Here is a 25,535-nt window from a genome sequence, read left to right as displayed (position 1 = left end):
TGGATCAGCGCCAAAGGCAGGGTCTCTGCACTGTGCAGACGCTTCGTGTCACTCAAGTGAGATTTCACAGGGACAGCGAAGTGAGACTCAGCAGCATCTGGAGCGAGGCCGGTGCCATTTCTGGCTGGAGTAACAACGCCTCTGCCACAAGGCGTCATCAAACCGCCACCCTATCCAACCGGGCAGCGGATCACACCGGCGCCTGACCTCTCTGCGGAGGGCGAACCCCGCCGGGAGCCAACCTGCCGGAGGTGCTCGGCATGCACCCCGGATATCACCGATCGTCCTCCATTCCCCGGTATGGGGTTGGGGTTGGCGACGGCGCTACCCACAGGCATGATCCACTCCTCCCGGCGAGGTGCCGGTGAAGGTAAGAGGTTGCCGCACTCGGCGGGCGCGCGGAAGGATTGCCGTACTTCCGGAAGTGGTGACTTCTAGAATACGGAGCGGCAGTATGTGATAGCGGCTGGACGGCAATTGCCGCATACCGACCGGAGTTGGTCGATATGCCCCGCTGCTCGGACGTTGGGAGTTCCTGGACATGCAAGCCACCCCCCTGCCAACTGCCGAAGGGGCACGCGAGGTTGGCCGGCTGCTGAAGGGCTGGCGCGGGGCGCTGGATCCCGAGCAGGTGCCAGGCATCCATACGCTCCCGCCCCGACGCCGGCCGCGCACCAGGCTGACGCAGGACGACGTGGCGCTCCTGACGGGCGTCAGCGGCCGCTGGTACAGCGCGTTGGAGCAAGGCGAGCAGTGGCGCTTCAGCCGGGAGTTCCTGGACTCGGTCACCCGCGTGTTGAGGCTGTCCGAGGACCAGATGGCCGCTCTGTACGCGGCTCACGGCCATGAGAAGCCGCGTCGCGCCAAGCAACTGCAGGAGATCGACGAGCCCCTCGTCGAGCTGATCGACAGCATCCCGCACGGTGCCTATATATCGGACCGGGCCTGGGACGTACTGGCCGTCAACGAACTCGGAAAGCGGCACTTCCCCTTTCTCCAAATGCCCAACTGCAACGTGATGAGATGGGCCTTGTCAGCGGACGCCCAGTGGCAGCTCCATGACTGGCGTGACTCCTGGGCCACGCCGATGCTCGCTCAACTGCGGATGCAGGCTGTCCGGCACCCCCAGGACCCCCACATCGCCGAAGTCGTCCACACTGTGCGCCAGAATCCGGAGGTCAACCTGCTGTGGGAGGACGATCTCAGCGCACAGGTACACCCCGACGGGGATGTCCGCCCGATGTGGGTGCCGACCTACCGAAAGGACCGGCCGGTGAAGATGCGCATCCTCGCGCTCGCGCCGCTGCGCGACCCCGATATGCGGTTGATCATCATGCAGCCCGCTGAGCCGGTCCCCTCGATCCAGCCGTCCTGAACGACTGGTTGTCCTCCTGGTCAGCGGCGCTGCGGTGAGTCCCGGCAGTCCAGGTCGGCTCCGTGCGCCGCGATCAGGCCGACCAGACCAAGCTGTGCCTGAGCCTCACCTTCCACACCCGCCTCCCGGTAGACAGCCGCCAGCAGGGTGACCACCCGTTCCGGCAGCCCCCATCCGTACCGGCGGCGGGCGTTGAAGACGGCGGCGGCTTCCAGCAGCGGTGTTCCGGAACTCGCCTGCCGTTGGCCGTACTCCACCACTGTCTCCAGATAGGTCCGGAAGCCGGCTACATGCTCGCGGCCGACCACGGGCCCATGTCCGGGGATGAAGCACTGCGCGTCCAAAGCGAGCAGGGTGTCGAGCGCCCTCACCCAGCCGGTCAGCGGGGCGCCCCAACTCACGGCGTGATCGTCGATGAAGAGGATGTCTCCGGCAAGGACGGTCTTCTGCGAGGGGATGTAGGCGACGGTGTCCCCGGCGGTGTGGGCCGGGCCCACGCACAGCAGCTGTACCTCGCGGCCGCCGACATCGAGGTCGAGGCGGTCCTTGTAGGTCTGGGTGGGGATTCGCGGTCCGGGGACCCCGTCGAAGTCGAAATGGCCGAAGTGCTCCTGGAGGTAGGCGGCCCCGCTGCCGGCCGGAGGGTCCGGCTGCGCGAGTATCCGGCGCAGGACCGGTGCCTGTGTCTCCGCAGGCATTTCGGCTGCCGTCGCCGCCGACGCCACGATGTCGGCGTCCGGAAAGGCCACGCTGCCCCAGGTGTGGTCGGGATTCGCGTGCGAGTAGACGATCCGGCCGACGGAACCGCCGGGGACGATCTGACGGGCGCGGTCAGCCAGGGCGTGCCCTGCGCCAGCGGTGAACTGGCAATCGAACAGCAGGTGGTCAATGCCGCTCGATCCGGTCACCAAGACGGCGTTCGACCATCCCCAGCCGGGTCCGCCCTCGGCGATCCAGACACCCGGTACGACTTCTTCCAACGCTTCCCCCTCTTTGACAAGCCGCTGCGCGGGACAGGGCTGCGCAGGACCGAGGAGTCCAGCCTCCCATCCCCCGCAGCGCACATGATCACCCGGTTGGATTCCCGGCCGAACGGCCCCGGTTCCCAGGTCCGCCGGTGCCGTGAGGAATGCCTACCCGGCAGCGGCAGCCGGGAACGCCCGGGCTCCGCAGGCGGGCGGAAGTCTTGGCTGGGCTCAGTGGCCCATGCCCGCTCCGCCGTCGACCGGGATGACCGCGCCGGTGATGTAGCTGGCCTCGGCCGAAGCGAGGAACACCACGGCGGCTGCGATCTCCTCGGGCCGTGCAAGCCGGCCCAGAGGTATCTGCCCGAGCAGCGCCTCGCGCTTCTCCTCGGTGAGTTCCGCGGCCATATTGGTCTCGGTAAGTCCCGGGGCAACGACATTGAAGGTGATCCCGCGGGAGCCCAGTTCACGGGCCATCGACCGGGCAAAGCCGACCAGCCCGGCCTTGGACGCGGCGTAGTTCGCCTGGCCCGCTTCGCCGCGCAGGGCGACCGCCGAGGAGATCAGCACCACCCGCCCGGACCGGGCACGGAGCATGCCGCGGTTGGCACGTTTGACCACCCGGAAGGCGCCGGTGAGGTTGGTGTCGAGAACCGAGGTGAAGTCGTCCTCGGTCATCCGCATGAGGAGTTGGTCGTTGGTCGTCCCCGCATTGGAGACCAGGACCTCGACGGCGCCGTGCTGGGCCTCGACCTCTTTGAACGCCGCGTCCACCTGCGCGGTGTCGGTGACGTCGCACCGCACGGCGAGGAAGTCGCCCTCCGGCGGTTCACCGGTCCGGTAGGTGATCGCCACGCGGTCGCCGGCTTCGGCAAACAGGCGAGCAATGGCGGCTCCGATGCCGCGGTTTCCACCGGTGACCAGAACTGAACGGGACACGTGATGCCCTTCCGTGGACGCAGATATCGGTCGTAGTCAACCAGTTCACCGCCCGTCACTCCCGGGAGTGCGCGAGATCCGTGGTCGGCAGGCGCGCACCACCGCGCCGAGCTGCGTATTGCGTTGGTCTCGTCCGGCGGGGACCGTCACAGTGGACGCGTGGATTCCCTTGTGCGTGAACTCGTTGTGGGCACGGTCCGCGGACTGCTCCCCTACCCGGAGCCCTTCCGCCGGCGGCGCGTGCGCGCGGCCGCCCACCGGCTGGTCACATGCGAGAACTGGCCTGACGATGACAAGACCACCGGGGTCGACGTTGCCCAGCTCGCCCTGCTGCGGCTGCTGTGGCTGCAGGACCAGACCCGTCGGGCGTCAACCGGCCGCCACAAGGAGGCGACCGTCCTGCTCGCCCGTGCCGCCGTGGAAGGGTGCCTGCTCGGGCTGTACAGCCTGCACGTGCCCGGTGCCGTCGCCCGCTTGCACGCGGCGAACATCAAGGCGATGGGCGACATCCTCAGCTACGTCGTCGACGACGGCCTGGTCACCCAAAGCGCCGTGGAACAGTCCCTTGCTGCCTTCGGCACGAAGGGCGGCCCACCGACCGTCCGCCAGATGGTGGACCAGGTCGAGGCGGCCGCCGGTGGCGCCGGAGCGCTGAGTCTGTACCGCCGCTTCTACCAGCCGACCTCGACGTACTTCGTCCACGCGAACGCCGCGTCCCTCCTGCGGCACGTCCGACCGGGCGGCTTTCTCACGGGCAAGCCCACGATCCCCTGGGCGCGGCGGTCCGCCGTGCGGATCAGCGACGCCTGCGTCGGGATCCTCGCCGCTGCGCTGGCACGGCACGCCGGAACGGACCCAACGGAGTTCGAGACCTACGCCCAGGCACACGCAGCACGGGCGATCACGCCGCTGGCGGTCGTTGCTGGCCGGGGAGGGTGGAGCGCGTTGAAATTGGCAGAGCTGCCCGCCGCGAGGAAACGTGCTCTGGAACTCCGGTCGTATGCGGTGTCCGAGCAGGCACTTCTCGACACACCGGCGGTTCGCAAGGCGCATGTGGACAAGGAACTCGCCCCTCACCACGGCCCACCCCGACGACAGCTGGTTCGAACCCGCCATGGCCGAACTGACCAGCAGCACCCGCACCCACGACCGTGCGACCTCCCTCCTCATCCCTCTCCCGAGCCCTGACCGCCACACCACCCTCGGCTACACCATCACCGACTACCTCCTGCAAAACCTCACCCGCACACGCCGCAGCGAGCAACTTTCCTCCCACACCTGGCGCGCCCTCACACACCACACCACCAGCCCCGATGACCGCTACCGCCTTGCTGACAGCGCCAAACGCCGCATGCTCTACCGAACCGCGGCGACCCTGTACGGGACCCTCGCCGCCACCCACCCGGACGCCAGCGAGCGGCTCTCCGGCCTGCTGATCCAACGAGGCGACATCGAAGGAGCCATCGACCTGCTCCGGGCACGCGCTGACACCGGCGATATGCGCGCTGCCTCCCACCTGGCAGATCTACTGACCACACAAGGCGACACCACAGCACTGCAAACCCGCGCCGACAACGGCGACCACCACGCCGCCGCCCGACTCGCCGAACTACTCACCACACAAGGCGACACCGAACGTGCCATCGACGTCCTGCGCGCCGCCTCCGACACTGGCGACTCGAACGCCAGACGGCGGCTGGCCGATCTACTTGCCGAGCGAGGCGACGTCGACGGAGCCGCCGATGTGCTGCGCGCCGCTACCGACCGGGGCTCTCGGTGGAAGCTGGCCTACCTGTTGGCCCAGCGAGGCGACACCACAGCACTGCAAACCCGCGCCGACAACGGCGATGAGCACGCCGCCCTTCGGCTGGCTGTGCTGCTGAAGGGCCAGGGGGACATCGACGCGGCCATCGATGTACTGCGCGCCGCTTCCGACCACCAGGACGCCCGACGGCGCCTTGCCGATCTGCTGTCCGAGCGAGGGGACATCGACGGTGCCATCGATGTACTGCGCGCTGCAATCGACGCAGGCGATGAACTCGCCGCCTTCCGGTTGACTGTGCTGCTGACCCGACGGGGGAACATCGGCGGGGCCAACGACGTACTGCGGGAGCTCACCGCCGCCGGCAATGCTGACGCATCCTTCCAGTTGGCTGGGCGGCTGAGCCGGCAAGGGGACATCCAGGGTGCCATTGCCGTGCTGCGAAATCGTGCCGATACCGGCGATGAGCGTGCCGCGTCCCGACTGGCCGAACTACTGGCCGAGCAAGGCGACCTTCAGGCGCTGCGGACCCGAGTCGACACCGGCGATCGCTACGCCGCCGTCCGACTAGCCGAACTTCTCATCGAGCAGGGCAATGCCGACGGAGCTATGGACGTCCTGCGCGGCGCTGCCGACTTCGGCGATTGGCTCCCTCCCTACCGGTTGGTCGAAATGCTGGCTGACCGCGGGCGTGAAGATGAGCTTTGGGAGGAGATCCACGCAGGCACACTCCACGCCGTAGAGACCTTGCTCAAGTACCTCGCCGAGCACGGCCAAGCCGAGCAGGCGAACCGTCTTCGCGCCCACGGTGTTGACCCGATGCGGCGCGGCACCGCCTGAGACGATCTCCACGGCGACCAGCCCGTCAGTGCACTGGTGCACCTGGGATTGCCACGAATACTCGGGGGCAGCCTCGCAGCGCGCAGCCCTCGCCAGTCGAGCGTCCCGCAGGCTCGCCTCCGTATGGCGCTCGGATCAAGCCCCGAGCGATGGTGTGGGTTCCCGGCGGTGTTCCAACCAGGTACGACTCAGGTCGCCCCAAATGTCCTGGTAGCCACGAAAAATATCGTCAATTCGGGCGTGTGTGAGATCGCTAGGGGCCGTCGTTGCCATGAGGTATTCCAAGTCGTCGGCGAGACGTTGGAACCGGTACTGGGTCTCTTCCATCAACACCCACCGGGACCGCCAGTTGAAGAACGGCTCGACCGCTCCAAGTACCGTCACCAGAGCCACCAGCGCAAAGGCCAGGCCAGCCCAAACATTAAGGCTCTGCAGGCCCAGGATGATGGTGGACGCTGCGGAGAGCGCCAGCGTCAGCATCTTGATCGCGGAAGAGCGCCAGCGGAACCGACGTTTCTTCGTATGGGCGTACTCGTTGCCGTTACGGATTTTGCCCAGCAGTAGGACAGCCACCTCTATCGGGCTGAGCCCTACTCCTGATTCGCCGTGCGACTGCACTCCGCCCCCAAGACCAGTTCCACTGTCGTCGTGTGACTTCCTCTGCCTGACCCCGCCCGGTGGGCGGGCGGTTCCATTGTCCACTAGGCGGCAGGACGCGAGCTCCGCGGCGGTCAAACTTCAGTGGCAAACAGTCAAGGTTCAGTGGCACCGGACACCTGTACCGGGGACGTATCCCTCCCCTGCTGTCCCGTCTCAGGCGATCTGGCCCCTGTCTCAGATGATCTGGACCGATTCGCTCGGCGTCTCAGATGATCTTGTATGGTCAGGTGCCCGGCTCTCTGGTCTCGCTCACAGCCTGACTATGGTGGCGGTCGTGGAGACCTCCGACTCGCCCTTGGCGATACGTGCATGCTGGCTCTCGTGGATCGCGGTCCATGGCGCCAACCAGGCCGATCTAGTCGCGCAACTTGGCCTCAGGAACGTGCGTGAGACAACCTGGGCGGACGGTGTCGATCTCATCGACGAGGTTGCGCACAGCGGCAAGGAGCGATTCTCAACAGTCGTGATCACCCCAGCAATCGAGGGATGGACCTTGATCGTTGGGGCGTGGTGCGGGCTTCCCTATCCGACGCGGACCGACCTCGTCACGGACCTGTGCCAACAACTGAGCTCGGAATTTGGACGAGCTCAGGCCTACTTCCATAGCGAGCAGAACGACGGCGAGGCGTGGCTGATCGCCGAAGGCGGCACCGTCATCAGGCGGTGGATTGCCGAATACCCTGAGCTGGCACTGGGCGAGCCCTTTGGCGTCGAGCGCCGCCTTCTGGATGCGTTCGGCATCCCAGGCAAGCCCGAAGACCTCGACCCCGAAGACGACCAGGCCAGCAGTTGGAGAGCCACTTGGGGCGACTGCGACGCGCCGACCGTCGCTGCGGAATCGAGCCTTGATCCCCGGCAGATCGGGCCGGGCACCAGCGCGTCCGGAATCGTCCTCGTCGCCGACACCGTTTGTGCTCACCGGCTTCCGGGAATGGCTCGTCGCCCGACTTAGACGCCGTTTCTTATGGCTTGATGGGTCGTTGGTCTGTGCATGGTGGATCTGGTTGGGCGGCTGCTGCCGGACGAGTTATGGGTACTGTTCCGGCGGGTGGTGCCTCCGACCGAGGTGAAGCGCCCGCAAGGTGGGGGGCGACGTCGTGCGGGTGATCGCGAAGCCCTGGCCGCAATCATCTTCGTAGCGACCTCGGGTTGCACCTGGCGTCAACTTCCACCAGTGTTCGGCCCGTGCTGGCAGACGGTCTATCGCCGCTTTGCCCAGTGGAGCCAGGCCCGGGTCTGGGGTCGACTTCACCGTGTGCTCCTTGACGAGCTCGGAGCCCGCGGCGAGTTGGACTGGTCTCGCTGCGCGATCGACTCCGTCAGCCTCAGGGCTGCAAAAGGGGGGCTTTGACGGGACCGAATCCGACCGACCGTGGCAAGTTGGGGTCGAAGATCCACCTGATCACGGGCCGAAACGGCCTTCCGCTCTCGCTCGGCATCTCCGGGGCGAACGTGCACGACAGCCAGGGTCTGCAACCCCTTGTGCGTGGCATCCCGCCCATCTGCTCCCGCCGCGGACCCCGCCGTCGACGCCCGGCGAGACTGCACGCAGGCAAGGGCTACGACTACGACCACCTGCGCCGATGGCTCCGCAGTCGCGGAATCCGCCATCGCATCGCCCGCAAAAGCGTCAAGTCGTCCGAGCGGCTCGGGCGGCATCGATGGGTCGTCGAGCGAACGGTCTCCTGGCTTGCTGGCTGCCGCCGACTCCACCGCCGCTACGAACGCACGGCAGAGTACTTCCTCTCCTTCGTCGGCATAGCCGCAGTTCTCATCTGCCACCGCCGACTCACCCAGTGAGGACGCCCAAGGGCCAGCCACGGAGGACAGCGATTGCCGGCACACCGCTGCTTCGTAGAGGGCGGGTTCAGTCAGGCCAGCGTTGGGTGACGCGGTAGGCCTCGACCACGATCAGTGGGTGCTCGGCCCTGAGCGGATGAGCCTCCCAGGTACCGACTTTGATCGGTAGTCGTCTACTGCGGCCTCGCCGGTAACCGCTGTACTGATGTTCCCCGAGGCCGGTCATGGCTGGGGTCAAGACGGCTGGCTACAACGACAGGCCGCGCCGCCCGCCGGTGATCTTGCTGTGGCTGGTCCGAGGCGGCCCCGCACAAGCCCGGCACAGCAGCGGCGACGGCGCCCAGGGTGACCAGGAGCACGCTCCGGTGGCGCGTTGCCTCCGGCAGGGTAGAAGGCCGCCGGGAACTGGGGCCCCGGCACGGGGACCGACCAACCAGGCCATGCCTCAGTGCGCGTCCGCCGCATCGGGCTCAACTGCCTGAAGATCATTGATTGTTGATTTCTGGCGGTTCCCGTGCGACAGTGCGAATTGATCCGGTGCGATCGATCGCGCCCAGGGCCCGAGGAACTGCGCCGCCTTCCTGATCTGCCGAGGAACGACAGGGACCGGGGGAACCGTTGCGCATCCTGCGGCTCACACCGTGGTACTACCACGACCAGGTCGATGCCTGGCCTACGGAGTACGACTCCATCGGGGGAATGCAGATCCAGACCACCCGACTGTCCCGGATGCTAGCCGAGGACGGCGTGCAGCAGGTGGTGGTGACCGTCGGCTTCCCCGGGCTCCCGCCGGTCCGCGAGGACCGGGAAGGACTGACCGTACGCATCGCCCGGATGCCGATTCCCGAGATCCGCTCCGAATCGACCGGTCTGGTGGGGCTGGCCCCGGCGTGGTTCTTCGCCACGCTCGGCGCCTGCTTCGGATTGCGGCGGTGGAAGCCGGACCTCGTCCACGTCCATGCCGATGGGGCGCTCTGGACCCTGCTGCTCGCCCCGGTTGCCGCCCGGCTGGTCCGTGCACCGTACGTCCTCACCCTGCACTGCTCGCGCCTCGCGGGCTACGTCCCGCGGTCCGCCATGGCCCGGCTGCAGCAGCGCTTCGGGGCCATCGCGGAGAAGCGCGCGATCCGCCGCGCGGCACGGGTCGTCACGCTGACGGAGAGCACAGCGCGCGTTGCGGCCAAAGCCGTTGGCGTGAGCGAGCAGCAGTTCGCCGTGGTGCCGGACATCGTGGACACCGGGCCCGCCCCGCCCCGGGTGCCCCGAGCGGGCGCGGGCGACTTCGGCGCCTGGGCGTCCGCCGCCGGCCACCGCCCGATCATCGGCTTCGTCGGTCGCCTTGCCAGCGAGAAGGGCTGGCAGTACCTGGTGCCGCTGGCACTGCGTTTGCGCGACCTCCACCCCTCGTTCCTGATCGTCGGCGACGGGTCGCAGCGCGAGCGCCTGGAGGAGCAGATCCGCGCCGAGGGACTGGCGGACGAGTTCCTGATCACCGGATTCGTCCCCAACAACCGGGTCCCGGAGGCCCTCGCAGTCATGACCACGCTCGTCATGCCCTCCTCCTACGAGGAACTCGGCGGCGTCGCACTGGAGGCGCTGGCCGTCGGAACTCCCATGGCCGCCTTCGCCGTTGGCGGTCTGCGCACGACCGTTGGCCGACTCTGCCCGGACATGCTGGTGCCGGCGGGCGACCTCGACGCGCTGGCGACGAAGGTTCGGCGGATCATCGCGGAGCCCGATCGCTATGCGGCGCTCGCCCGATCGGCCGGGCCGGCGGTCGAGCAGACCTACGGCGCACCGGCAGCACTGCGGCAGATCACAGCGGTCTACGAAGCGGTCCTTCCTCGCCTGGCCGAGAACCCGCGATGAGCACCAAGACCGACCGTCAGCGCGTCAGTCGTCTCCTCCTGAGCAGCGAAACCCGGAATCTGACGGTCGTGGGCACGCTGGTGTTCGTAGGCGTCGGCGCCGAACCGCTCGCGATGCTGCTGTTCCTGGTCCACGCCACGGGGTCGTTCGGATCCGCGGGGATCGTGATCGGCTGCTACGGATTGAGCTCGGCCGCCACCGCTCCGGTGCGCGGCCGGCTGGCCGACCGGTACGGCGCCGCCGTGCTCGCCGTCATCGCCACGGCGCACCTGGTGCTCACCCTGGCGCTGGTCGCCGCCGGCGAAGCCCACGCACCGCTGGTGGTCCTGGTGTTGACTTCGGCAGCCGTCGGCACCGGCTACTCCGCGGTGTACGCCGCCATGCGGTCGGCCTGGTCGCGGCTGACCGGCGAGCAGGACCGCGAGAGCGCCTACGCGGTCCAGGCGGTCCTCCAGGAGATCGGATACATCGGCGGCCCGGCCGGCGCCGGTGCCGCAATCGCGCAGGCCGGGACCACCTTCGCCCTGCTCGCCACCGCCTGCCTCACCTGGTCGGCGACCCTGGTCTTCAGCCAGCTGTCCGCGGTTCGCAGCCAACCCCGGGCCGCAGTGCAGATGTGGAGCAGGCCGGCGGTGATGACCAGCGGACCGCTGGCCGTCCTGATCGCGACGACGGCGCCCACCGCTTTCGCCTTCGCCGTCGTGGAAGTCGACCTCCCCGCCTACGCCACCCGGCACGCCGTCCCTGGCATCGCCGGGCTGCTGATCGCCCTGGTCGCCATCGGCAGCCTCGTGGGCGGGCTCGTGTACGGCCACCGCACCTGGAGGTCCGCGCTCGACCGCCGTTACGCGGCCATCCTGTTGCTCCTCGCCCTGCTGATGACCGCGCTCTCCCTCGCGCGTTCGATGCCCGCCGTGGTGCTGCTGACGCTGTTGGTCGGCCTGCCGGCCGCCCCCATGATCACGTGCCGTTACCTCCTGCTGGACGGCACCGTGCCGAACGGCTTCGCCAACGAGGCATTCATGTGGATCACCACGGCCGACGCCATCGGCGATTCGGCCGGAAAGGCCATCGGCGGCTTCCTGGTCGAGCGAAGCTCCTTCGGCCTCGTGTCACTCGTCGCCGGCCTGGCCGCCGCTCTCGCCATGCTGATCACCGTCCTCGGCGGCCAGACCCTCCGGCGCTCCGTACCGGCCGAACTGACCGTGTGAAGCACCTTCCCGTCCCGCCCCCTTCCCGTGGCTGTGCCCGCCACTGGGCGGCGGAGCGCGGCGGGTAAACATGCGGGTTCGATCAGGCCGGCCGGTGCCAGATTTGGTTGGCGTGGGCTTTGCAGTCCCAGATGATCAGCTGGGGGCTGCAAGTAGGGGTGCCGGTAAGAACGCTGTCACCGATCCTGCTGGTCGGCGGTTCGGTCGCGTCGCCGACGACGGTGCTCTTGGGGCGTTTGGACGCGCGTGGTGCTCTGCAGTACGTCGGCCGTACCTCGGCGCTGCCCCGCGAGGCGGCCCGAGCGCTCGCTGCTCAGCTGACTATGCAGCCGGGCGCACATCCCTGGACGGGATGGACGTTCTCGGCGGGATGGGGCACCAGGGAGGTGCTGCGGGTGGAGCTTGTGGAGCCGGTGCTGGTCGGGGAGGTGGCTGCGGACGTATCGCTGGATGCGGCGGGCCGGTGGCGGCATCCGGTGCGGTGGCTGCGGGTGCGGGCTGATGCGGCGCCGACTGATGCGCCGGTGTTCGGTTCGGGCAACGAGCCGGACGCGGGCTGAGGGCGCCTCGGAGGTGGTGCGCCCGGCCGTCCGGGGGGCGGAACGGCCGGGCGCTGCCGGGCGGCACTGCCGCCAGTCCCCGAGGGGACATGGGCACCCTTGGGTGCCAACAGTTCGTGTGCCCGCGGCCGGTGGGCACACACCCGATGCCCCGGCCTTTGTGAAATCAGGGTGTGGGGGCGAGCGCGGGGTCTTGCCGGGAGGGCCTGCTTTCCGGGTTGTGGTCGGCGAGGGCGGCGGCGCAGCAGGTGCCGGCGGCGGTGATGGACTGGCGGTAGGTGTGGTCGACGACGTAGCCCGCGGCGAACACCGCGGGAATGCTGGTGCGGGTGGTCGGGGCTTGGACCCGGATGTAGCTGGCGGGGTCGAGGTCGAGCTGACCGGCGAACAGCTCGGTGCGAGGATTGTGGCCGATGGCGATGAACAGCCCCGTCGCGTCCAGTCGCCGGGTCTGTTTGGTGAAGACGTTCCGCAGGGTGCCGCCGGGCGGCACCTCGGCGTACTGCACGGCCTGCCAGGCGGTAGGCAGCACATCGGACAGATAGACGAAGCGGTCGTCGGCCGGTCCCTGGGGGACCTTCACCGGGCCGAACTGGGCCTGCGGCACCCGCAGATACTCGGCCTGAGCGCCGGGCACCGCTCCGTAGAGCTTGGTATAGCCGAACAGCCGCGCCCCCATGCCGTGCTCGGTGACCTGCGTCGTCTCGCACTGCGTGGGCAGACCCTGCCGGCACATCCAGCAACTCCCGCACGCGATCTGGAACGGGACGACGACCCTGTCCCCCGGCTTCAGGTTCGGCACCGCCGGGCCGACCTCCTCCACCACGCCCATCGGCTCGTGACCCAGGATGTCCCCGGGCGTCATGAACGGCGTCAGTGCCTCGTACAGGTGGAGGTCGGAGCCGCACAGGCCCGACGACGTGACGCGGATGATCGCGTCGGTGTCCTCCTGGATCGTGGGATCGGGCACGTTCTCGACCCGGACGTCCCTCTTGCCGTGCCATACCGTCGCGCGGATGTCGTGCCTCGGCTTCCGTGGTTCTGGGATTGTCGGAAAGCCTCCCACTGGGCCGCGCACCGCGGCCCGCCCGCTGCCCTGCCCGCGTCGTACGGCCGCGCCCTGGTCGAGCACGGCGCGTTCGGCGGGCTCCAGCTCGGCGGCGCGGAGGAAGTCGGCGGCCTTGCCCGGCATGTCGAGTGCGACCGGCAGCTCGGGGGCCGGGCTGTCCGCGTCGCCGGCGGCGTGCTCGGGCAGGAGGTCGGCGACGGCGGTGCGGATGGCACCGCGGCTGACGCCGTGGTCGCGGGCGACGGCGGCGATGGAGCGGCCCTCCAGGTACGCCGTGCGGACGTCGCCGGTCATGTCGGCCGGGACGGCGGGTCGGCGGCCGCCCCGCCGTCGCCACCCCCGAGATCATCCGGGCCGCCCGCGACATGCTCCCCAATCCCGAGAACTCGATCACCTCGATCGCCAAGATCCTCGGCGTCAGCCCCGGCACTCTCTACAACCACATCCCCGATCTGCAGGCTCCGAGTCTTCGGCCGCGTCCCGAACCAGGTCACCGTCGGCTGACCGCTCCCGCTACTGGCCGTTCCGAGCCTCCCCAGAGGCCGGCAAGGTCGCACGCCCGGGAGATGTCTGGACAAGCGATCCGTACGTCCGGAAGGCGGCATTCGACTTCCGGAGTGAGGGTGGGATGAGGAGCGGGCATCAGTCGGAGCCGAGTGCGGCGGCGACCACGAAGGTGAGCACGCCTGCGACAGCGGCACCGGCAAGGACCAGTTCGGCGAGTGCCGGAACGGTGTCCGTCGGGCCGGTCAGCGGACGCAGCGGTGCCCGCATCGCTCCGGTGAGGGGGACGGCGAGAGCTGCCGCGGTGACCGCGTGGCGCGCGGCCCGCGCGGACCCGCGGCGGCGGCCGTTCGCGCGCGGTACGGCGATCGACAGCGTCGCGTTGCAGAGCATCGCGACCGGCCGTCAGTTGCCGACAGCCAGTGGCGGGACGGGGCCAGCCGCGGCGGCCCGATAGTTGTCGCCGCCGGTGCGGAGTCCATCCGGGCGCATCAATGGTCACCGCTGCGCCCGGCCAGGGTGTGGGGGCCGGCTGGTCCTCCGCTGCGTCCTTCTTCCCGATGGCGGTTGGTCCAGTGGTGCTCGCATCCTTCCTCTGGTACGAGACCAAGGGTCAGAAACGGCTTGGCTGGAGTGTGCGGCTCGGCTGCGCCTTGCGTTGGCGACGGCTTCGTGTGATGGGCTATGTTGCAGGTATGACTACCGGGACGGCATTGCGCCACGCACGGATTGGTGACCCGGTGCCCTTCTGAGCGCCGCACGGGGCAGTGCGGGCGCGCTGTTCGATCGAGAATCTTGCGCTGCCGCGCGGGCTCCACCTCCGTCGTGTTGATCACAGACTCGTGACATCAACCACGACAGGAGAATTCATGCCCTTCAAGACGCTGCAGATTCCCACTCCGGACGGCCAGGCGGATGCTCTTGCCGCCTTCCCCGTCCACGGCGGGCGGAACCCAGGGGTGCTGATGTACCCGGACGGCTTCGGCATTCGGCCCGTGCTACGAGAAATGGCCCGCGAGCTGGCCGGGCACGGGTACTACGTGCTCGTCCCCAACTTCTTCTACCGACACGGCCCGACACCGCTGATCGAACTTCCCGAGCACATCGGAGAAGAGGCCCGGCCCGTAGTCCTCGCCCAGCTGATGCCCTTGATCGAGGCTCATACCTCTGACCGTGTCCTGCGCGACGCTGACGCCTTCCTCAGGTTCCTCACGGCTCAGCCCGAGGTCCGCCCCGGACCGGTCGCGGTGACCGGCTACTGCATCGGTGGCCTCCTGGCAACGCGCACCGCTACAGCGCACCCCCGCCAGGTCGCCGCCCTCGCTGCATTCCACGCCCCGGTGGGAGCCGACGGACCCGACAGCCTTTCCGAGCTCACCGCCGAGGTCCACTTCGGCCATGCCGAGAGCGACTTGACACCCACGGCTCTCGGCGAGCTCAACAAGGCCCTGGACGCGGCGGGCCTCGCCTACACCTCCGAGATCTATCCCGGCACCGTCCACGGGTTCACCATGTCAGACACCGATGCCTTCAACCCCGGCGCATTGCAACGTCACTGGGACTTTCTGCTGCCCCTTCTCAGCCGCACCCTAAAAAGGAACTGAGCGCTCCGGCACATCAGCCAAGTGGCTGAGCACGCGGGCCCGTTTCTTGCATTGGACCGAAGTGGAGGCGCCATCAGATGTACTGGCTTCGCCGTCTTGAGATCTGGACTTGCGCCAGGACCAGTGACACGAGCAGTCCAAGCACCGAAGAGGACAGGAATGATGTCGACCTGATGTGGCCGGCGAGTTCACAATTCGTCCACAGTTACTCGTCAGCGAACTCACGACGTTCGACGCACGCGAATCCGGCACGGGACAACACCTGATGGTCAGGGTCCTGCTGACGTGCCTGCTCCCAGCAGGGCGGGACGCGACTGGCCATGCCGAGAGCCTCGTGCCACGTACGGAGCAAGCCGACGAGTGCGTGCAGCCAGTCCCCTGGACCCGCCCACGGGGAGGTTGACGAGCAAAAGGCCAGGCAGCCACCGGGCTTGAGCCAGGCGCGGGCGCGCTCAGCGACCACGGCCCGAACAGGCGCCGAACCGCTTGCGGAATTGGGACGTCTGGTGCAAGCCCTGTTCGGAAATCAACCCGCGGTCCTGATCAAGCCATCCACGAGCATCTAGTATCGCCTCCGATAAACGGAACGACTGGCTACTTCTTGTTTCGGGGGCCTATTGCAGACCACTTATCGTCGCTAGCATCGCTCTGGGGCCGCGCCAGTGGCCCGCCCAGAGGGGGAAACGCATGCGTCTCAACAGGATCGCCGGCACGGTCGCCGCGCTCGGATTAGCAGCCGCCGGAGTGGTCGGTACCGCAAGCACCGCGAGTGCCTCCGTGATCGGCGGGTGCACGCAGACGTACCACAGCTATTACGGGGCCGCGTACTACATCTGCGATTCCGGTACCAACCATGTCTATTGGGTTGTCGGCAACGGCAACGCCACCACCGACGAACGCTTCTACGCTGTGGCGCGCGACAACTGCGGGCACACCTACACGTTGAACTGGAACGACATAACCCAGTCCGGCTACAACAACACCGGCTGGTACATGCCGTGCAACCTCAACTACGCCTACATCTACCCGACCGAGTCGAGCAGAGGGCAGGACGGCCCGACCCTCTGGGCTATCTGACCTATCCCGACTCCCCAGCGCCCCGCCTGCACCTGGCGGGGCGCTTCACGGGATCCAGGACAGCCAAGCCGAGTGGCCGACATCCACGGACGTCCAGCCAAGGGTGCTGGGGGCAAAGAGACGACCTCGCCGACCAGCACGGCAGCACCGGCGACCATGGCATGTCGCCTCGGTGAGGCATCGACGCAGAACTCAGGAACCGGAGCGCAACCCCAGAGCACTGTGCTGCACCACGCCCGAGGAAAGATTTTTCGTTCCCGAAGCCCTGGCAGTCAACTCAACGAGACGAGTCCGTAGTTCGGGGTCGGGCTCACCAAGGATGATCGCGTTGATGACCAGTTCCATCATCAAGCAGTCGTACTCGTCGCCACTGCGGCGATAACGCTCCTCATCAGCCTCGACCACAGCAGAGCCGATCTTCCTCCCCCGACCTGCCGCGGGGGCAAAGGACACCTCATAGATGCCTCGACCGGTCCAACTGCGGTGCATGAAAAGGACATCGCCTTCAACGAAGACGTTCCACTTCTCATCCATGTCCCGGGCATGATAACCGCGCCGGATCCGGTCCCACTCCGCATCAGTCCAAACACGATCCGGCAATTGAGACACCGGCCGGGGCATGCTGATCGGGTGGAGGCGTCGGAACGACTGCCGGGTGAGCGGGGCATTGGTGGTCATTGCGCGATTCTACGGAAGCGCCGCTCCAACGGCACGAACGGACAACTTCCAAGTCATCGCTCGGCCCGCAGGGGCGCTCCCGTCGTCGGACTGCCCCCGCTGGGATGATGTGTGGGGGCCTCCACTGACGGCGTGTACCCGCGCGGGGGTTGTTCCGCAGCCCGTTAAAGACGCCTCGCCAGTTGTGGTACTTCTCCGGCAGATGGACCCATCGCGTCCCGGTCTGGCATTTGTGCATCGTCGTATTGCGCCGTGGTGGTGCCCTCGTCCTGGACAAGCCAGCGACCGCTCCGGCGCACCAGCACATGGCTCCAGTCGTGACGCCCAGCCCCAGGAGCAGTTCGGCCTCCTGAGGGAGATCGTCACTGGGTACGTGAAGGCCGGCAGCGGCCGGTTCCTGCTGGTGCTGCAACCAGTGGAGAGGGCGCTGTTCACGGAGGGAGCGCGGCACGAGTTGCTGGCCCTGCTCGGCGCGAAGCAGCCCGGTCGCGTCGGTCAGGGGACGCTCCGGCGCCTGCCACTGCGGCGAGGACGCCGCAGCGCCGCAGGTCCACACGGGGAGGTCAACCGAGCCTTGTTGGCTCATCCACCCACCGGCTGTGCCTGGCCCCGTTGCAGACCGTGATCCGTCGCAGTGTCAGCTGACGGTAACAACCGGACTCTGAACGTTGGCGATGTAGTGGAGCGTGTCGTAGTTCACCCAGGCACCGACCTGTACGTAGTAGCGGCCCTTGGGAACATCCATCCAGCTGTCCATCCAGGGACCGTAGTGCTTCGTGTAGGTCGTCGACCAGCCCAGACACCCGAAGTCGTGAACCCACTGATGAGTGTCAGCGTTCACCAGCTGTGCGCACGGGTCGATGTTGACTCCGATGTAGCCGATCTGGCCGAACAGGTGCTGGGGGTCGTTTTCGGCCCAACCACTGCAGGAATCGAGGCTGATGCCGCCCTCGATGTATGCAAACCCTCGGCAGCCCCCACCGCCGTTGGCGGAGGCCGTAGGGGCGAGAGCGATCGCAGCGGCGAGCATGGTGCCGAGCGCGAGTCCAGCCGCGACGGCGCGCCTGGCGAGGATGCCACGGGTTTTGCGGAGTTTGAGCATGGGTCGCTGTCTCCTGTTCGATGATCGGCCTCCACCCCGGGGTTGATGCATTCTCAGCAGGTGATTCTGAGAAGTGCGGTCGCGTAGCCGGGGAGTGACCGGTAGTGGTCGGCAGCCGGCTTGGCCGATCAGGCCGATGGCGAGGCTGCTCAGGGTGGTCATGGCGCGGGGTGCGCTGCCGGTCTGGTGCGAGGCGAAGTTAGCTTTACGAGTCCTGGGTTCGTCCTGGGTTCGTCCTAACGCCGGGTCAGCCGGGTGATCGTGGTAGCGGCCCCACACCTCTTGAGCTGGCAGGCTCGGAGGCTGGGGCCGCGCAGGCGGCGGAGAGCCCTGGCGAATGACAACCACCCCGACGACTGTCGGTATAGAACTGACGGTCACCGTTGACACCTGGATCTTCCGGCCACTACGGAGCCCACCCCCACCACCCCACTTGACCGCGAAGCCAAACGCCGCCTCGCGGTCATACGTCACGTCGAAGAGGTCACCGGGAACGTCGCGATGTCCTGCCGGTACTTCGGGATCAGCCGGCAGGCCTACTACATCTGGTACCGCCGCTACCAGGCCGAGGGGATCGAGGGCTTGCGCACCCGCTCCAAGGCCCCGAAGACCTCCCCGAACGCGCCGACCAGATCACCAACCGCCACCGGCGCGGATCCATGGCGGCAGACCCACCGGCTTCGACCGACAAAGCCCCCGAGTTCTACCAGGCCACCGTCACCATCGCCTCGAACCTGCTCTGGATCTGATCTTTGAAGACGATCTCTAGGAGAACCAGCCCGTGTTGGTGGAGCCGGTGGTGTGGCCCGTTTCAGTGGCGTAGGAGTAGCCATCCCAGCTTGAGGACGTGGCGCAGTATCCGTAGAGGTGGTAATTCCAGACGCGCTGACCGTTCAGCTCGTCGTTGAAGTCGCTGGTAGCGCTGCTGCCACACCCGGCCAGTTCGATGTAGACGCGCTCGTCGGTGCTCGCGCTGCGGCTGTCTACGTAGTAGTTCAGGTCGGCCTGCGGTGAGGAACCCTGGGAGATGGTCAGACAGATGCTGACGTACGCCCCGTACTTCGTGGTGTAGTGGCCGCAGCGGGTCCCGTTCGCGTGCGCGGCCGTGGCGCCGAACAGAAGGCCCGTCGCTGCCAGGCCCAGAGCAGCACCGGTTGCTGCGAGCCGCTTCCCGATTTCCATAATTCTCCCCCCTTGGCGACTCCCGGCGGTCGGGTGTCACAGAAGAAGTGGACCGCATAAAGGGGTGGGTAGCCAGTCTTTCGACAAAAGTGCTGATCGGAGTTCCGCTTGTCCGGATCGTCGACCGCGCGGTCCGACGATCCGGAATGCACATCGACTGTTTGTCATCGAAGTTGGATCACTAAACCCTAGGTCAGCGGCCTGTCTCACTATCAACCTGTCTTCGCTCCGCTGCGGACGCTTGCAGAGGCACCGCGCGCATCGGTTGTCGCGCTTCTGACCTGGGGCGTTGTGACTTCGATGTCCCAAACCGAAGTCGATCCGACTTCAGCGGCAAAGCGGTCCGATTTCGCTGACGACGGGACATCCACGGCGCCCATTTTCCCCTTGGTCCACCCCTCGACCGCCCGGAATGCGCAACTCCTCGCCGGCCCATGACATGCCGTGCCCTTACGTCCCGACCCTGGCGCAGGCAGGTGAGCAACCGCGGCGGTTGCTCACCTTATTGCGCTCCCCGCCGTTTCCATAGCATCGCGCCCGACGCCTTCTTCCCCAACGAATTCGTTGAGTTGTGGAAAGACGTGGAGCGGCACGGCAAGGAAGTTGACGCCCGGCGAGCGGCGCACGGCGACGAACGGGACGCCGCGGGGCGGGCGGCCGATCATGCAACGGCCCCTGCTAGGAGACCGTTCCCTCCAGCACCGTGATGTCGGCGATCGGCGGCCGACTGTACAGAGCGAGGATCTCGTTGGCGAGGGCGATGGTCTGCAAGGGGTTGTCCTGCTGCCGGTGGGCGTCGATGCCTGCGGCGAGAAGCCCGGGGGGTACCGCCCCCGCATCGAGGAGGACGCGCCATTCCGCGGGCGGGAGTTCCAGATACTCAAGGTGGGTGAGCCGGGCGATCTCACGAGGATCGGCGAGAGTACCGGGATAGGCGGAGAGGGTCCGCAGACGCGGCAGGCCGAAGACGGGGGCGAGGCTGAGAGGCTCCTTCTCCCAGACGCCGAGGCTGAGGACCTCCAGGCCGGGGTGGGCGGCAGCCTCGATGCTGGGGACGGAGGCGTGATTGACATGGGCGACGAGCGGCGGCCGTTCGGTTCTTCTGACCGGCCGGCCGTGGAAGTGACGGTGGACGACCATGTCGGTGAGGGAGTCGGCGACCAGCCCGGCACCGGTGTTCTCCTCGTGGCTGATGATGATCACCTGACCTACGTGCCCGTCCGGACCCGGTGTGAGGTCGACGGCGATACGGTCTCCGCCGCCGTTGTCGCCGAAGACGATCCAGCCAGGTGATCCGACGAGCCCCTGCACGGCGTCCTCGGGCCCCGTCTCGACCGCCTCCATGGCGCCGAATTCCCACAGCACATGCCGGGAAGCCGCGTCGGCGACGTACGCCTCGCCAAGAGGAAACAGCTCGCAGCCGACGGTGTCGTATGACTGCTGGTAGTCGTCCCAGTCCTCGTACTGGCCCCGGACCACCTGGTACAGAGCCCTCAACTCGGCGGGCAGCGGCACGCCCAGACGTGCCTCGACCGCCGCGATCTCGTCGTCGGAGGCGCCCACCGCGCGTGGGAGCCGTTCGCGAAGAGTGCGCTGCAGCAGTTTCACATCCGCGGACGGAGCCGGTCCTGTGTCCGGCACCGGCTCGGGCAGGCGGCGCACCGGCTCGGGCAGTGCCCCGTCCGCGAGAAGAAGCGTGCCCGGGTGCGCAGTCGCGACACCCGGCTCCGCTGAAGAGCCCAGTCGGATCAGATGCAGCCGGATACCGCTGGGAGCGGAAGATGGCTCCACGACGAAGGAGACACCGTCGTCCCCGTTGTCCTTGAGCGCTTCGACGATCTGTCCCACGGCGTCGAACTCCTCCTGGTTGTCGGAGACCTGTGAGGCACGCCCCGGCTGCGGCGGCCGGTAAGGCAGCGGAACACTCCACGCTCCGGGACTGATCTGTCCCGCCACATGCCCGCCGGATGTGGTGAGCGTTTCTGCGTGGGCGGCGTACAACAGGCGCAGCAGGGGTCGCCAGGTCGTGAAGTCATGAAGCGCGGGCACGAGCGGACCTCCTGAATAGGCACATTCGGTGACGGATGCATTATGGGCGGGGGCACCGACATCACCACGCGCAGACCATGACCACGCAGCTGCCGCCCGGCAGTTCCGCACACGCGATAGCCACCTCCAACTGCCACGGCCCGGCCGACCGGTCGGGCCGGCGACGGCGCCCCCCGCGGCGAGTCCTTCAGCATCAGTGACCGTTCGTCCTGCACCGAGGACGACGTAATGTTCGCCGCCGTGAGCGCCCGTACCACCGGCCCACCGCCGGACCTCGGTGACGGCTGGACTCCATTGGAGTACCTCCAACCGCCCCCGGATCCCGAACAGCCCGACCACCAATCGATCGCGACGGGCTACCACACCGTCCTCCCCCCGGCGGCGGGTGCACTATCCATGTCACCGCGCCCGCGCCCTGACCTGCCGGACCCTGATCACCTACCCCGAAACCCTCACCCTCGCCGCCCCCTCACCCACACCCCACCCAGAACACCTGCACACACCCCAAGAGCCCAGCTCAAACCCCCTCCCCCACCAGCACCCAAACACCCGCGGGGACACTTCCTGCACACTCACCCACCCGAAACAACTGCACAACCCCAGCACAACCAAGATCAAAGACACCATGATCTCGTGTCGGTCTCCACCTTCCTTCGGCCCGAGGCCCGGCAGGTCTCCGCCACCGAACGCAAGAGGGCCTACCGGCTGCTCCGCACCGAAGCACGTCTCGCCGCCATACGCATGGAAGCATCCGACGTCGCGGAGCCGATACGCGTACTTGAGGACCTGCAGGAACGCCGAAAGATGATCATCACCGGGCGGCTTGACCAGTTGCTCACGGAGTGAACCGGTCCGGGGATGTGGATGCTGGAGAACACGCTCCGCCTCTCCCCCGCAGCCAACATCCGCGCCGCCCGGAAATAACACGCCCGCGAAGGCGGTGCGATGGACCTGGTACACGGTGCGCGCGGTGTCATCGTGCTCATGGAACACACCGCCAAGGACGGCTCACCCAAGCACCCTGCCGCTAGCGGGCAGGACCTGCGTCCATCGCGTCATCACCGACCACCTGGGGGTCCTCGACATCACCGAGCACGGCCTCGTGCTCGGTGAAACCGCCCCGGGCGTCGCCGTCGAGGACGTCACCAGCCGTACAGCCGGGCCGGTACGTGTGCCCACGCCTGTCAATCGGCCGCGGGCCGGCGGCGGGGTCGGCGGCGGGGTCGGCTCGCGAGAGGTCACGGGGCCGGGGCCGGTTCGATCGCCAGGGCGTGGTGGAACACGCCGAGTGGGTCCCAGCGGGACTTGATCCGCTGGAGGCGCGGGTAGTTCTCCTTGTAGTAGAGCGTGTGCCAGGGGGTGCCCGAGGTGTTCCAGGCCGGGTCGGCGAGGTCGGTGTCGGGGTAGTTGATGTAGGAGCCGTCGCTGACCTGCCCGGGTACCGGGACGCCGCCGGTGGCGCCGTACACGTCGCGGTAGAACTCGCGGATCCAGGAGAGGCTGGCCGCGTCGTCCGACGCGTCGGCCCAGAAGGTGTGGAAGACCGCCTTCATGACCACGTCGCGCTGGGCGACTGCGGTGGCCTGCGGTGATACGGCGCCGACCCGGCCGCCGTAGCCGACGAGCAGCATGCCGCCGGTCGGGCCGCCGGTGCCGTTGGTGAGGTGCCGGTGGATGGCGGTGAGTTGGGTGTCGGTGAAGGAGCGGCGCAGGTAGCCGGCCTTCTCCTTGTAGCGGCGGGTGACCACGTCGCCGGGTTCGCCGCTGCCCGGCCATGTCGTCGGGTGCAGCCAGGGGAATGTACGCCGGCCTTCGAGGCTCGGTGTGAGGCCGGTGCCCGCGGTCACCGCGGCGACGAAGTCCGTCACCATCCGGTCCGCGTCCGGCAGGCCCGCGTCGATCTGCACCGTCATCCGGAAGTCGCCGGCGCTGCGGTGGGCCGGGGCGAGGATCGCGTACAGGGCTGTGTACGGGGAGTCCGGGGCGCTGTTGCGCTCGTGCCAGGTGCCGAAGTTGCGCAGCAGGGTGGTGAACGCCCGCTCGGTCATCGAGTCGTCCCAGGACCAGACGGTGAGGCATTCCAGCAGCTCGCGGGGTGCGGCGGGCAGCAGGTGGGAGGGGTCGTCACCGCTGGCTCCCGGTGTGCGCAGCCAGTACCTCGTGACCACACCGAAGTTCCCGCCGCCACCGCCGGTGTGCGCCCACCACAGGTCGTGGTTCGGGTCGCCCGGATCGCGGGTGGCCCGCACCGCGCGGACGGTGCCCTGCCCGTCGACCACCACCACCTCCACACCGTGCAGGTGGTCCACCAGCGAGCCGTACCGGCGGGAGAGCGGCCCGTAGCCGCCGCCGGAGAAGTGGCCGCCCGCGCCCACCTCGGGGCAGCCGCCCGCCGGGACCGTGACGCCCCAGCCCTTGAAGAGCGTCCGGTACACATGGCCCAGGGTCGCTCCTGGTTGCACCGAGAAGGCCCTGCTGCCGGCGTCGTAGCCGACCTCGTCCATGGGTGACAGGTCCAGCAGCATCCGCACCTGCGGGTTGGCGGTGAAGTCCTCGAAGCAGTGCCCGCCGCTGCGTGCCGCGAGCCGCCGCCCCGACCCCACGGCATCCGACACCGCGCGCACCACCTGCTCGGTGGAGCCGAGCACGCGGATCTCGTCCGGTCGGCCGACGAAGCGGAAGTTGTTGCCGCGCAGCAGGCTCTCGTACCGGGAGTCCGCCGGACGGACCGTCACCGGCCCGAAGCCCGAGTGCACGGGCGGACGCGATCCGGTCTCGGCGGAGGCGGACCCGGTGGACAGCAGACTGGTCAGCCCGGCGGTCGCGCCACCGGCCGCGGCGAGCAGTCCGCGACGGTTCAGCGGGCCGGGGGAATCGGTCGTCATGGCACCACAGTGGGGTCCGTCGGTCCGGGAAACCGGTAGGCACGCCCGCATGACCGGCCCCTGCCGGAGCCTGGGCCCATGATGTCGGCGGTGTCCTCGCTACCGGCGAGGGCACCGCCGACCTGCCCACCGTGGTGGGCATCAGTCAGGTTCAGGGACGGCTGAGCAGGTTGAGCGTGTTGGTGGCGTCGTCGACGAAGAACACGCGGTCGGGGTGGGCGGTCGCCACGAGCCCGAACAGCGCGCCGGCACCCGCGGGATCGCCACTGGTGTCGAGCGTGCGCACCGCCACCTGCTTGCCACCCGGGGTGGTCTCCACGATGTTGCCGTCACCGCCGTTGGTGGTGAGGATGTTGGAGTTCGGCGCGATCGCGAGCCCGAGCGGGCTGTTGAGGTTCTGGCCCGCGGTGACCACCCGGCCGGTGCCGGCGCTGGTGCGGCGGGTCAGCGCTTCGGGGATCGCGGTGATGCGGTTGTCCACGGTGTCCGCGACATACAGCGTGCTGCCCCGCAGGCCGACGCCCGTCGGCCCGATCACCAGCGCTGCCGGGTCGGTCTTCTCGGCGAAGCCCGAACCGATCACGGTCGTGGAGACCCGGGTCGGCGGCCGCTTGTCGTCGGTGTGCAGAGCGATCCGCAGCACCGTGCCCTTGCGCACGACGTTCCCGCCCGCTGCGACCGTGCCGTTGAGCACGTTCGTGACGAACAGGTCGGTGCAGTCGCCGCGGCTCTCGGCGGCCATGTCCCAGGGGCCGTTGATCCCCTGCCCGCTGAAGGTCTCACGGACCTTGCCGCGGCTGTCCAGGACGAGCAGGCAGCCGGCCTGCGCCGTGGCGGAGGTGCCGTCCGTGGTGGGCAGGCTGCCCACCACCACCCAGCCGCCCGGCAGGATGGACAGCGCCGTGGTCAGCCCCACACCGCCGGGGCACGGCCCCGGCAGGTTGTTCGGGTCGATCTGCGCGAAGAGGGTCGCCTGGCCCTTCGGGCTGACCTGGACCAGCGTGGTGCCGGTGCCCTGCTCGTTGGCGGCGTTGTTGAAGTTGCTGACAAGTACGTTGCCGCGCTGCAGATTACCGGTGCTCTTGTCGACCAGAGCAGTTCCGTACGGGTTCAGGTCGCCGTTGGCGGGGACCGTCGACGCGACGGTGGACACGGTGTGCAGGGGACCGAGAAACGGTTTCGACTCGCCGCCGGCCCGTGCCGCCGACGCGGTCTGGCCCACTGCCAGGAGCGCCGTCACCGCGGTGATCGCCACCGCCGCGAGACGCGAACCCATGTGAAGCCTCATGCGTGTCATACCTCCTTGGCGTCGTCCGGCCTCTCCGAGACCTCACCGACGCGTTTACAGAGAGTTGTCAGTCATCACACAAACGCACCATTCGGCCCGCCGCACGGCGACGACGT

At 68.1% G+C, this 25,535-nt stretch carries 22 protein-coding genes and 3 pseudogenes; 13 read left to right on the top strand and 12 right to left on the bottom strand.

All coding sequences use genetic code 11. The features are described 5' to 3' along the window. The first annotated feature begins 541 nt into the window (after positions 1 to 541). Positions 542 to 1,375 carry a helix-turn-helix domain-containing protein gene (locus AB0M29_RS38180; RefSeq protein ID WP_365391403.1) on the top strand — a complete coding sequence of 278 codons (834 nt, stop codon included), beginning with the start codon at positions 542 to 544 and terminating at the stop codon, positions 1,373 to 1,375. Positions 1,376 to 1,395: 20 nt separating this feature from the next. Here AB0M29_RS38180 and AB0M29_RS38175 read toward each other — a convergent pair whose 3' ends face one another. Continuing rightward, positions 1,396 to 2,355 (bottom strand): MBL fold metallo-hydrolase, encoded by a 960-nt coding sequence (locus AB0M29_RS38175; protein ID WP_365391402.1) that lies wholly within the window; start codon positions 2,353 to 2,355, stop codon positions 1,396 to 1,398. 216 nt (positions 2,356 to 2,571) lie between these two features. Next, complete coding sequence (gene fabG / locus AB0M29_RS38170) at positions 2,572 to 3,279, bottom strand: 3-oxoacyl-ACP reductase FabG (RefSeq protein ID WP_365391401.1); 708 nt, start codon at positions 3,277 to 3,279, stop codon at positions 2,572 to 2,574. Positions 3,280 to 3,465: 186 nt separating this feature from the next. Here fabG and AB0M29_RS38165 point away from each other — a divergent pair, with 186 nt between their 5' ends. Together AB0M29_RS38165 and AB0M29_RS38160 are read left to right on the top strand one after the other, a co-directional pair. After that, positions 3,466 to 4,467 (top strand): hypothetical protein, encoded by a 1,002-nt coding sequence (locus AB0M29_RS38165; protein ID WP_365391400.1) that lies wholly within the window; start codon positions 3,466 to 3,468, stop codon positions 4,465 to 4,467. After that, positions 4,394 to 5,881 (top strand): tetratricopeptide repeat protein, encoded by a 1,488-nt coding sequence (locus tag AB0M29_RS38160; RefSeq protein WP_365391399.1) that lies wholly within the window; start codon positions 4,394 to 4,396, stop codon positions 5,879 to 5,881. The genes AB0M29_RS38165 and AB0M29_RS38160 overlap by 74 nt, the downstream gene beginning before the upstream one ends. 135 nt (positions 5,882 to 6,016) lie before the next feature. Here AB0M29_RS38160 and AB0M29_RS38155 read toward each other — a convergent pair whose 3' ends face one another. Further along, entirely contained in the window at positions 6,017 to 6,454 is a 438-nt protein-coding gene (locus tag AB0M29_RS38155; RefSeq protein WP_365391398.1) for a DUF4231 domain-containing protein, read from the bottom strand. Between the two features lie 361 nt (positions 6,455 to 6,815). Between AB0M29_RS38155 and AB0M29_RS38150 the strand changes: the two genes are divergently transcribed. The 5 genes from AB0M29_RS38150 (at position 6,816) to AB0M29_RS38130 (ending at position 11,981) form a co-directional block, all read left to right on the top strand. Further along, on the top strand, positions 6,816 to 7,493 hold the full coding sequence (locus AB0M29_RS38150; protein WP_365391397.1) for a hypothetical protein: 678 nt from the start codon (positions 6,816 to 6,818) through the stop codon (positions 7,491 to 7,493). Between the two features lie 39 nt (positions 7,494 to 7,532). After that, a protein-coding gene (locus AB0M29_RS38145) for an IS5 family transposase (RefSeq protein ID WP_365391396.1) occupies positions 7,533 to 8,341 on the top strand; the annotation gives its coding sequence in 2 pieces (ribosomal slippage) (positions 7,533 to 7,880 and positions 7,883 to 8,341; 807 coding nt in all). Positions 8,342 to 8,959: 618 nt separating this feature from the next. Continuing rightward, on the top strand, positions 8,960 to 10,210 hold the full coding sequence (locus tag AB0M29_RS38140) for a glycosyltransferase family 4 protein (RefSeq protein ID WP_365391395.1): 1,251 nt from the start codon (positions 8,960 to 8,962) through the stop codon (positions 10,208 to 10,210). Continuing rightward, positions 10,207 to 11,421, top strand: coding sequence for an MFS transporter (locus AB0M29_RS38135; protein WP_365391394.1), 1,215 nt, complete (start codon positions 10,207 to 10,209; stop codon positions 11,419 to 11,421). The genes AB0M29_RS38140 and AB0M29_RS38135 overlap by 4 nt, the downstream gene beginning before the upstream one ends. 131 nt (positions 11,422 to 11,552) lie before the next feature. Continuing rightward, the gene (locus AB0M29_RS38130; RefSeq protein ID WP_365391393.1) at positions 11,553 to 11,981 is read left to right on the top strand and encodes a hypothetical protein; all 429 of its coding nucleotides are present in this window, start codon (positions 11,553 to 11,555) and stop codon (positions 11,979 to 11,981) included. A gap of 166 nt (positions 11,982 to 12,147) precedes the next feature. On the opposite strand, the gene AB0M29_RS38125 is transcribed toward AB0M29_RS38130, so the two are convergent. The 3 genes and pseudogenes from AB0M29_RS38125 to AB0M29_RS38115 form a co-directional block, all read right to left on the bottom strand. Then, on the bottom strand, positions 12,148 to 12,474 hold the full coding sequence (locus AB0M29_RS38125; RefSeq protein WP_365391404.1) for an FAD-dependent oxidoreductase: 327 nt from the start codon (positions 12,472 to 12,474) through the stop codon (positions 12,148 to 12,150). Continuing rightward, positions 12,454 to 12,999, bottom strand: a pseudogene (locus AB0M29_RS38120) (alcohol dehydrogenase catalytic domain-containing protein); the annotation flags it as partial. The pseudogene AB0M29_RS38120 and the gene AB0M29_RS38125, both read right to left, overlap by 21 nt. Before the next feature lie 693 nt (positions 13,000 to 13,692). Next, positions 13,693 to 13,947, bottom strand: coding sequence for a hypothetical protein (locus AB0M29_RS38115; protein WP_365391392.1), 255 nt, complete (start codon positions 13,945 to 13,947; stop codon positions 13,693 to 13,695). Positions 13,948 to 14,423: 476 nt separating this feature from the next. On the opposite strand from AB0M29_RS38115, the gene AB0M29_RS38110 reads away from it, so the two are divergent. After that, entirely contained in the window at positions 14,424 to 15,158 is a 735-nt protein-coding gene (locus AB0M29_RS38110; RefSeq protein ID WP_365391391.1) for a dienelactone hydrolase family protein, read from the top strand. Between the two features lie 687 nt (positions 15,159 to 15,845). After that, positions 15,846 to 16,235 (top strand): hypothetical protein, encoded by a 390-nt coding sequence (locus AB0M29_RS38105; RefSeq protein ID WP_365391390.1) that lies wholly within the window; start codon positions 15,846 to 15,848, stop codon positions 16,233 to 16,235. A 192-nt stretch (positions 16,236 to 16,427) separates the two neighbouring features. On the opposite strand, the gene AB0M29_RS38100 is transcribed toward AB0M29_RS38105, so the two are convergent. Then, entirely contained in the window at positions 16,428 to 16,913 is a 486-nt protein-coding gene (locus AB0M29_RS38100) for a hypothetical protein (protein ID WP_365391389.1), read from the bottom strand. Positions 16,914 to 17,550: 637 nt separating this feature from the next. Next, a complete protein-coding gene (locus AB0M29_RS38095) occupies positions 17,551 to 18,015 on the bottom strand; it encodes a hypothetical protein (RefSeq protein WP_365391388.1) in 465 nt (154 codons plus the stop codon). A 501-nt stretch (positions 18,016 to 18,516) separates the two neighbouring features. Between AB0M29_RS38095 and AB0M29_RS38090 the strand changes: the two are divergent. After that, positions 18,517 to 18,582, top strand: a pseudogene (locus AB0M29_RS38090) (hypothetical protein); the annotation flags it as partial. Positions 18,583 to 18,780: 198 nt separating this feature from the next. Here AB0M29_RS38090 and AB0M29_RS38085 read toward each other — a convergent pair. Continuing rightward, positions 18,781 to 19,197 (bottom strand): hypothetical protein, encoded by a 417-nt coding sequence (locus AB0M29_RS38085; RefSeq protein ID WP_365391387.1) that lies wholly within the window; start codon positions 19,195 to 19,197, stop codon positions 18,781 to 18,783. A 678-nt stretch (positions 19,198 to 19,875) separates the two neighbouring features. Then, complete coding sequence (locus AB0M29_RS38080) at positions 19,876 to 21,246, bottom strand: SMI1/KNR4 family protein (protein WP_365391386.1); 1,371 nt, start codon at positions 21,244 to 21,246, stop codon at positions 19,876 to 19,878. 633 nt (positions 21,247 to 21,879) lie between these two features. Here AB0M29_RS38080 and AB0M29_RS38075 point away from each other — a divergent pair. Then, positions 21,880 to 22,092: a hypothetical protein gene (locus AB0M29_RS38075; protein WP_365391385.1), complete on the top strand. Its 213-nt coding sequence runs from the start codon at positions 21,880 to 21,882 to the stop codon at positions 22,090 to 22,092. A gap of 90 nt (positions 22,093 to 22,182) precedes the next feature. Next, positions 22,183 to 22,417 (top strand): annotated as a pseudogene (locus tag AB0M29_RS38070) (CoA-transferase); the annotation flags it as partial. Between the two features lie 67 nt (positions 22,418 to 22,484). Here AB0M29_RS38070 and AB0M29_RS38065 read toward each other — a convergent pair. Both AB0M29_RS38065 and AB0M29_RS38060 read right to left on the bottom strand, forming a co-directional pair. Continuing rightward, entirely contained in the window at positions 22,485 to 24,131 is a 1,647-nt protein-coding gene (locus tag AB0M29_RS38065) for an FAD-binding protein (protein WP_365391384.1), read from the bottom strand. A 151-nt stretch (positions 24,132 to 24,282) separates the two neighbouring features. Then, positions 24,283 to 25,419, bottom strand: coding sequence for a hypothetical protein (locus AB0M29_RS38060; protein ID WP_365391383.1), 1,137 nt, complete (start codon positions 25,417 to 25,419; stop codon positions 24,283 to 24,285). Positions 25,420 to 25,535 lie beyond the last annotated feature (116 nt).

This window comes from Streptomyces sp. NPDC051976, assembly GCF_040680795.1.
Lineage (GTDB): Bacteria > Actinomycetota > Actinomycetes > Streptomycetales > Streptomycetaceae > Actinacidiphila.
The sequence above is the reverse complement of the archived record's forward strand: the minus strand, read 5'-3'. Positions and strand labels throughout refer to the sequence as shown.

Coding starts and splice junctions, on each gene's coding strand:
- AB0M29_RS38180 (WP_365391403.1), top strand. CDS start 542: ATGCAAGCCACCCCCCTGCCAACTGCCGAAGGGGCACGCGAGGTTGGC.
- AB0M29_RS38160 (WP_365391399.1), top strand. CDS start 4,394: ATGGCCGAACTGACCAGCAGCACCCGCACCCACGACCGTGCGACCTCC.
- AB0M29_RS38135 (WP_365391394.1), top strand. CDS start 10,207: ATGAGCACCAAGACCGACCGTCAGCGCGTCAGTCGTCTCCTCCTGAGC.
- AB0M29_RS38130 (WP_365391393.1), top strand. CDS start 11,553: ATGATCAGCTGGGGGCTGCAAGTAGGGGTGCCGGTAAGAACGCTGTCA.
- AB0M29_RS38115 (WP_365391392.1), bottom strand. CDS start 13,947: ATGCTCTGCAACGCGACGCTGTCGATCGCCGTACCGCGCGCGAACGGC.
- AB0M29_RS38110 (WP_365391391.1), top strand. CDS start 14,424: ATGCCCTTCAAGACGCTGCAGATTCCCACTCCGGACGGCCAGGCGGAT.
- AB0M29_RS38105 (WP_365391390.1), top strand. CDS start 15,846: ATGCGTCTCAACAGGATCGCCGGCACGGTCGCCGCGCTCGGATTAGCA.
- AB0M29_RS38100 (WP_365391389.1), bottom strand. CDS start 16,913: ATGACCACCAATGCCCCGCTCACCCGGCAGTCGTTCCGACGCCTCCAC.
- AB0M29_RS38095 (WP_365391388.1), bottom strand. CDS start 18,015: ATGCTCAAACTCCGCAAAACCCGTGGCATCCTCGCCAGGCGCGCCGTC.
- AB0M29_RS38085 (WP_365391387.1), bottom strand. CDS start 19,197: ATGGAAATCGGGAAGCGGCTCGCAGCAACCGGTGCTGCTCTGGGCCTG.
- AB0M29_RS38065 (WP_365391384.1), bottom strand. CDS start 24,131: ATGACGACCGATTCCCCCGGCCCGCTGAACCGTCGCGGACTGCTCGCC.
- AB0M29_RS38060 (WP_365391383.1), bottom strand. CDS start 25,419: ATGAGGCTTCACATGGGTTCGCGTCTCGCGGCGGTGGCGATCACCGCG.